The sequence below is a fragment of the Lactiplantibacillus fabifermentans DSM 21115 genome, assembly GCF_000498955.2.
GTDB lineage: Bacteria > Bacillota > Bacilli > Lactobacillales > Lactobacillaceae > Lactiplantibacillus > Lactiplantibacillus fabifermentans.
This window is the reverse complement of the sequence record NZ_AYGX02000151.1, coordinates 1-317: the sequence shown is the minus strand read 5'-3', so window position 1 is coordinate 317 and position 317 is coordinate 1. Positions and strand designations below refer to the sequence as shown.

General features: G+C 45.4%; 1 protein-coding gene. It reads left to right on the top strand.

The features are described from left to right. On the top strand, positions 1-317 hold a 317-nt coding region (locus tag DY78_RS12620), incomplete at both ends, for a DUF1351 domain-containing protein (protein ID WP_156404130.1).

Sequence of the window (317 nt, the reverse complement as noted above, 5' to 3'; positions counted from 1 at the left end):
CGAGCCAAATTGAACAAGCTCAAAAAGGCGCTTGATGATCGGCGCAAAGAAATCAAGCGAAATTATAATCAACCATTACGTGAGTTTGAAACCGAGGTCAAAAAGCTTGAAGCCAGCATCGACATGATCATTGATCCGATTGATGAAGGGCTTGGTGAGCTGGAGGTTCAACGCCGTGAACAACGCAAAGCTGACGTGATGGGCTTGATTGCTGAAATGGCACCCAATTACGACGTTGGGGTGGATGAAATTGAATTCGACCCTCGTTGGCTGAATAAGAGCATCAGCAACAAACAAATCACTCAAGAAGTTGCATC